We start from the raw sequence: 6,377 nt of genomic DNA on the forward strand, positions 1-6,377 counted from the left end.
ACCCACATGGAACCGACCAACACTCCGCGGGAGTCACAGGTGCGGACGCCCCGCATCGACGCGACCCACCCCCTCCGGGAGCCCCGGCTGAGCACCGCCGCGGACATCGAGCACCACTCCGGCTACAAGGCCGTGGAAGCCCCGCGTCGCCCGGCCTGGTGGGGCGTGGACCGGGACCTGTCGCGCCGCCCCGGCGTCCCGATGATGCGGACGCCCGAGCCCTGGCCCAACGCGCGCATGGACATGGAGCGCATGGATCCGGCGAGTTCGGCGGTGTTCAAGCACGGCCGTCCCAACCGGGAGTGGCCGCCCGTCTTCGGCACCGCCTGTCCGCCCAAGGGGCTGTCGGGGCTCATCCGCAAGTGGGCCGCGACGATGCCGGACCACAAGCCCCAGTTCTGGCTGCGGCGGGTTCGATTGCCGCCGCTTCCAACCACGCTCATCCCGCTTTGCGACGGAAGTGGAGCGCCTGCACGCCGGACTTGAACCGCTGCGTCGAGAGCAGCTCGAGCTGCCGCGCACTCGACAGGCCATGAAACAACGTCGGCCCGCGGCCACTGATGATGGGATGAACGACGATGCGGTACTCGTCGATGAGCCCCAACTCCTCGAGCGCAGCCGCGAGCTTGGGCGCTCCGACGAGGACCCCCCGCTCGGTCTTCGCTTTCAGCGCCGAGATCGCCTCGCGAAGGTCACCCTCCACCTTGATCGTGTTCTGCCACGGAAAGTCGCTCCGCGAGCCCGACACGACGTACTTCGCCTTCGCCTCGAGCTTCTGTGCCCACTCGCGCATCGCGCGCGGCGCCTTTTCGTCGCGTGCCACCGCGGGCCAGGCTCCCTCCATCAGCTCGTAGGTGTTGCGCCCGAAGAGCATCGCCCCGCTCTGATCCATGAGCTGCGTCCAATAGTCGTGCAGCTCGTCGTCCGCGATCCCCTGGGTGTGATCGATGCACCCGTCCAAAGTCACGTTGAGACCGAAGGTGAGGAGGCCCATGGCGTGGGATTCTACGAAAAGCGCGCCCAGCGCGCAGCAGCCCGAACCATTGACGCAATGCCCCATCCCCGGTGGGTATCGGCGCGCAGAAACTCGACACCCCCGGTGAGCGTCAAGGTAGTTGTCGTGTGAAAGGGTTCGGCCTCCCCGTAGGCCTGCTGTCGGGCGGCGGTGGTGATTCGGATGCCCCGCCGCTGAGCTCCTGGGTGTTCGGGATCATCCCGGTGCAGTTCGACCTGGGCTGGTTCTTGAGCCCGCGCGTCTATCTTGGCACCTCCTTCCTGAAACCAGGGATCCGCTCTTTCTGGCTGGGCCCCTTCGTGACGTTCACCCTGGGCAAGTACGTGAACGTCGATGAGGCGCGGTTCCATGGTTGGCTCATGGGCGGCCTGCGGCTGTCGAGCTGAAGCTGTAGGCCGTGCCCTACCCGGCCGCCACCTTGGTGGCCTGGAAGAACTCCGCGGGCATGGGGCGCTCCAGCTCCCAGAGGATTCGCATGGGCCTCTCCGACTCGTGGCTCACGTAGCGGGCCGGGCCCAGGCACAGGTAGGGCATCGACTCGCCGCGGTCATCCTTCTTGCGCTCGCGCACGAAGAGGATGACGCGCGTCCCGCGCTCGACGTGCTCCACGTACCGCCTGCCCGTCGGTGAGGAGGAGGACGTGGCGTTCTGCGACTCCCAATGGAACAGCCCCGGTGAGACGGCATAGTCCGCGTAGCGCGTGGTGGGCTTGAAGTCCGCGTCCGACTTGTCGAGGGTGATGAAGAGCAGGTCCGTCCGATGTTCCTCCACCCACAGGACGCCCTCTCGCACCTCCCGGAGCATTCCCTTCGTCCCCAACACCCCGTAGGCCGCAATCACCTCGTAGAGCCCGTACGTCGCATGGCTCGCCAGCGGCACGGGGCCTGATGCGTCCAGTGGCGTGTGCACGCGCCGGCTCCGGTCCGCGAGCAACGCCAGCACCTCCAGCAGCTCCTCGCGCAAAGCCGCGCAGGCCCACAGCTCTGCCATGGCCTGCGACCACTCGGACACCGGACGGCTCCGGAAGCCGAGCGCCGTGAAGAGCATCCACAAGTCGGAGAGGCGCGTCTCACGAGGCAAGGACTGGAGCTCTTCCAGGAGCATGCACCGCGCCTGGTGCACGGCGGCCCGGATGTTGTGCAACACGTGCTCGCGGGCAATCCGGTCCAGCCGGATGGCGCAGCCCGGCGGCAGGCGTGGGAAGTCATGCTCCAGCTCGTGTTCGAGTTGCCGCCGCGTACCTCCGACAATGGCCCGGTAGCGCACGTCGAAGCGGTAGCGCCTGTTCGCCTGCCCGATGAAGTCGAGCACCGTGAGCACGCTCTTGCCCGAGCCCTGGGACCAACGCAGGCCGCGGCCCAGTTGTTGGAGGAAGAGGGTGGCGCTCTCCGTCGGCCGGAGCAGGAGGAGCGTGTCCACCTCGGGGATGTCCACGCCTTCGTTGAAGAGGTCCACGGTGAAGACGGCCTGGAGTTCGCCGCGTCGCAGCTTTGACACAGCGTCGCGACGCTCTCCGTCCGGTGAGCCCGCATGCAGCGCCACGGCCTTGAGGCCCGCGGCGTTGAAGTGGCGCGCCATCACCTCCGAATGCGTGACACCCACGCAGAACCCGAGCGCACGCATGGCCTGGGGGACATGGATGTACTCCGCCACGGCCTGGAGGATGCGCTGGGCCCGGACGTCATCCCCGGTGTACAGCGCCGCGAGCTCCCTCTTGGCGTACGTGCCCCGCTTGAAGGTCACCGACGAGAGGTCGGTGTGGTCATTCACGCCGAAGTACTGGAAGGGGCAGAGCAGCCCCTGTTCGAGCGCCTGCCAGAGCCGGACGTCGCAGGCGATGCGCCCGTCGAACCAGCCCGCAGGTCAACCGGGAACTGCTGGACGCGGTCCCCCTGGAGCCCGCCCCTGATGACTCCAGACATCAGGCCCCTGACTCCCGTCATCAGGAGCCACCCCCGGGACGGCGCCCACGCCAACGCAATCCCCTGGAATCACGAAGGCCGGATGGGCCCAGGGTCCGCGAAGCAGTGGGCACGCAGGGTGCAGTAGGGGTGGTCCGTCGCCGCACTCCACTCCCGAGGCCTTCCATGAAGCTGCGCTCCTCTTCGTTCTCCAAGCTTTCGTCGTCGTCTTCTTCTTCCAGCTCCCGCCCGCGCCGCGACAGCCTCCCGGCCCGGCCCGAAAACGCGAAGCCGAAGGCCCCGGTGTCGCCCGCGGAGCTGAAGACGGGCAAGAACAACCTCAAGCCGGCGGACTACGGCGTGGTGGACCCGAAGCTCCAGGGCATCCGGACCCGCCGTGACAGCAAGCAGTCGGGCGCGGACTTCGCGGACTTCACGCAGGACGTGCGCAACTCCACCAACAAGCTGACCAGCAAGCCGGTCGGCAACCAGATGCTGACGGAGCTCAACGGCCGCACCCAGGCCGTGAACCCCGGCGCCACGGGCACGCTGCGCAAGCCGCTGACGGTGGCGGACATCTCCTCGGGCCGCAACGCGGCGCTGCCCAACGCGCATGTGCCCCGCAACGACGGCACGTTCTCCTCCTCCCGCCCGGCGTACCGCTTCGACGGCCGGGCCGGCGCGGGCACGGCCAGCGACATCAAGTACAACGAGAAGGACTCCGGCCCGCGCTTCAACAACCTGGGCCACGAGGCGGTCCACGCCTGGCGCGCGTCCAATGGCGTCCAGGTGAGCCCCCTGGAGGCCAGCAAGCACAGCAACGCCGACGTCTTCAAGCAGCACCCGGCGTTCTCGGCCGACATGAAGAAGACCATCGACACCCGCCTGATGCTCACGGAGGAGTTCGAGACCGTCGGCCTGCGCCCCACGCCGCACACCAAGAACAACTGGGCCCCGTCCGAGAACGCCATCCGCGCCGAGCATGGCCTGCCGTCCCGCCCGGACTACTCGGGCCTGAAGCCCGACGTGAAGCACGGCGGCGACGACGCCTTCAACAACTACGATGCAGGCACCGACACCCGGAACTTCTTCCAGAAGCTGGCCGGCCAGCCGTCGCCCTTCAACAAGATCGTCGGCGACCTGGAGAAGTGAGGCACCGGGGGCTTGCGTCCCCCACCTTCGGGCAATCCTTCCTTGCGCCGGCCGTGAGGAAGGACCAGCCCTCTTCCGGCTTCGGCTCTGCCTCCGCTTGAGGGAGCGGAGGCCGCGGTCGCCGGGGTGCCTCCCACCACCGCCGTGCAGGTGACCAGCGCGGGCTGGCTGAACCGATGGCGCCGGAGCTGCTAGGAAGGGCCGCATGGGACTCGATGCGAGCTACCAGGCCCTTCCCGGCGGCTCCCCTCTTCTGGAGCTGGCCCGGCTGAAATACACGTTCGTCTTCGCCACCGCGGCGGTGCTCCTCGCCTTCCTGGCATCGCGGCTCCAAGGTGCAGGCTGGCTGCTGCTATGGCCCGCCTGGAGCTTCGCCATCGTGGCGCTCGCCTATGCGGGAGTGGGTGCGCGGGCCTTCGGGAAGCAAGCGGATGGACGGATGCGTCCGTGGGCGGTGCTCGCGCTCCTGCCCTATCTGCTGCTCACGTGGGGCACCTGGCATCTGGCACGGCGCATCTCCCGGGAGCGCGTCCTTGATGAAGTGGTGCCGGGGGTCCTCGTGGGACGCCGACTGCTGCCCGGCGAGCTGCCCACAGGTGTCAGCGCGTTGCTCGACCTGACCTCCGAGTTCATCGAGCCGGAAGGCATCCGGAGCGCCTGCCGCTACGTGTCGCTGCCCATCCTGGATGCTTCGACGTTGCCCGTGGAGCGGGTGGCCCCGGTCCTTCGGGAGCTGGCCGCCCTGCCCGGGCCGCTGTACATCCATTGCGCGCAGGGGCATGGGCGCACGGGGATGATTGCCGCGGCGCTCCTCGTAGCCCGGGGGGATGCACCGGACGCGAAGGTGGCCCTCGCGAGGGTGCGGCAGGCGCGGCCGGCGGTGCGGCTCTCCGCTCAGCAGCAGCGCGCGCTCGACGCGTTGGCGGACGCACTCCAGCCCTCGGGTGGAGTGTCGCGCTGAACCGCGAGCCCCGGACACGACACCGGGCCTCGCGGTTGCTCAAGACCGCTCAGCTCTCGGCGGTCGGGGCCTGCTCCGAGGAGACGGAGGCGGTCTCCTGCGAAGGCTGCACGGGCGCGGAGCAATACCTGGCCCAATGACAGACGTCCCACGCCATCACCGCCGCCCCAGGTCCCTGGCCACGAAAGTCAATCGCGGCAAGCCCCGATGTCCAGCCTGCCTGGCCCGAAGACTGTGCGGAGCCCACCTCCTGCGATGAGGTCTGTTTCGTGGCGTCACCGCGCTCTGGAACTCCGGGACCTGGAGGCACTGAAGCAAGGGCACGACGACGCACTCATCAACCCTTGCGTGCCGCTTCAATAGTCCCCACATGTCGCCGAGTGGAGGCGAATTCGCGGATTCACCGCATCTGTGCTCCAGTGGGTTCCCCTCCCCTTCCATCCATGACCACCGAAACCCATTCGCCTCCTCATGAGCCGGGCATGCGGCGCGCGGTATCGCGCTGGGAAATCGTCGGGTTCTCCATCAACGACGTCATCGGCAGCGGTGTCTACCTGCTGCCCGCGGCGGCCGCCGCGAACCTGGGCTCGGCCAGCACAGGCGCCGTCATGCTCGCGGGGCTGGCGGTGCTGCTGCTCGTGCTCTGCTTCGCGGAGGCGGCCAGCTACTTCGACAAGCCCGGCAGCGCCTATCTCTACACGCGTGAAGCCTTTGGAGAACGGGTGGGGTTCCAGGTCGGCTGGATGACGTGGCTTGCGCGCGTCTCGTCCGTGGCCTCGTTATCCGTTGGCTTCTCCCGCGCGCTGGGCTTCCTGTGGCCAGCGGCGAACTCGGGCCTGGGCCAGGGATTGGCCATCGCCGTGCCCCTGCTCGCGCTCACGGCCATCAACGTCGTGGGCGTGAAGGGCGGCGCGCGCACCGCGGTGTTCCTCGCCGTCACCAAGACGGTGCCACTGCTGGTGTTCATCGCCGTGGGCCTCTTCTCCGTGTCCGTGCCGCTGGCGACGTCGGTGGCTCCCAGGGAGGGAGGCAACCTGGGGTCCGCGGTGCTGCTGCTGCTGTTCGCCTATGCCGGCTTCGAGAACACGGCGGCTCCCGCGGGTGAGTTCAAGAACCCACGCCGCGACGTGCCCTTCGCGCTCATCGTGCAGATAGGCGTTGTCACACTCATCTACACGGCGGTGCAGTGGGTGGCGCTGGGCACGTTGCCCGGGGTCGCGGACGCGCAGACGCCGCTCGCCAACGCCGCCGCGCGGTTCCTCGGGGGGTGGGGTTGGCGGTGCTGCTGCTCGTGCTCTGCTTCGCGGAGGCGGCCAGCTACTTCGACAAGCCCCGCAGCGCCTATCTC

At 68.5% G+C, this 6,377-nt stretch carries 7 protein-coding genes; 5 read left to right on the forward strand and 2 right to left on the reverse strand.

From position 1 onward, the window contains the following. Positions 1-6: 6 nt before the first annotated feature. On the forward strand, positions 7-486 hold the full coding sequence (locus D7X12_RS14670) for a hypothetical protein (protein ID WP_120625895.1): 480 nt from the start codon (positions 7-9) through the stop codon (positions 484-486). Here D7X12_RS14670 and D7X12_RS14675 read toward each other — a convergent pair. Next, the gene (locus tag D7X12_RS14675) at positions 440-994 is read right to left on the reverse strand and encodes a dihydrofolate reductase family protein (protein WP_120625896.1); all 555 of its coding nucleotides are present in this window, start codon (positions 992-994) and stop codon (positions 440-442) included. The genes D7X12_RS14670 and D7X12_RS14675 overlap by 47 nt on opposite strands. Positions 995-1,122: 128 nt before the next feature. Between D7X12_RS14675 and D7X12_RS14680 the strand changes: the two genes are divergently transcribed. Beyond that, a complete protein-coding gene (locus tag D7X12_RS14680) occupies positions 1,123-1,401 on the forward strand; it encodes a hypothetical protein (protein ID WP_120625897.1) in 279 nt (92 codons plus the stop codon). Between the two features lie 16 nt (positions 1,402-1,417). Here the strand turns inward: D7X12_RS14680 and D7X12_RS14685 are convergent, their stop codons facing one another. Further along, positions 1,418-2,785, reverse strand: coding sequence for a DUF3427 domain-containing protein (locus tag D7X12_RS14685; protein WP_120625898.1), 1,368 nt, complete (start codon positions 2,783-2,785; stop codon positions 1,418-1,420). A gap of 317 nt (positions 2,786-3,102) precedes the next feature. On the opposite strand from D7X12_RS14685, the gene D7X12_RS14690 reads away from it, so the two are divergent. The 3 genes from D7X12_RS14690 to D7X12_RS14700 all read left to right on the forward strand — a co-directional run. Next, entirely contained in the window at positions 3,103-4,068 is a 966-nt protein-coding gene (locus D7X12_RS14690; protein WP_120625899.1) for a M91 family zinc metallopeptidase, read from the forward strand. A gap of 205 nt (positions 4,069-4,273) precedes the next feature. Beyond that, positions 4,274-5,029, forward strand: coding sequence for a phosphatase domain-containing protein (locus D7X12_RS14695; protein ID WP_244224555.1), 756 nt, complete (start codon positions 4,274-4,276; stop codon positions 5,027-5,029). 482 nt (positions 5,030-5,511) lie between these two features. Then, positions 5,512-6,377 (forward strand): APC family permease (locus D7X12_RS14700; protein ID WP_244224556.1); only part of this gene is annotated, 866 nt, incomplete at its 3' end.

This window comes from Corallococcus sicarius (genome assembly GCF_003611735.1).
GTDB lineage: Bacteria > Myxococcota > Myxococcia > Myxococcales > Myxococcaceae > Corallococcus > Corallococcus sicarius.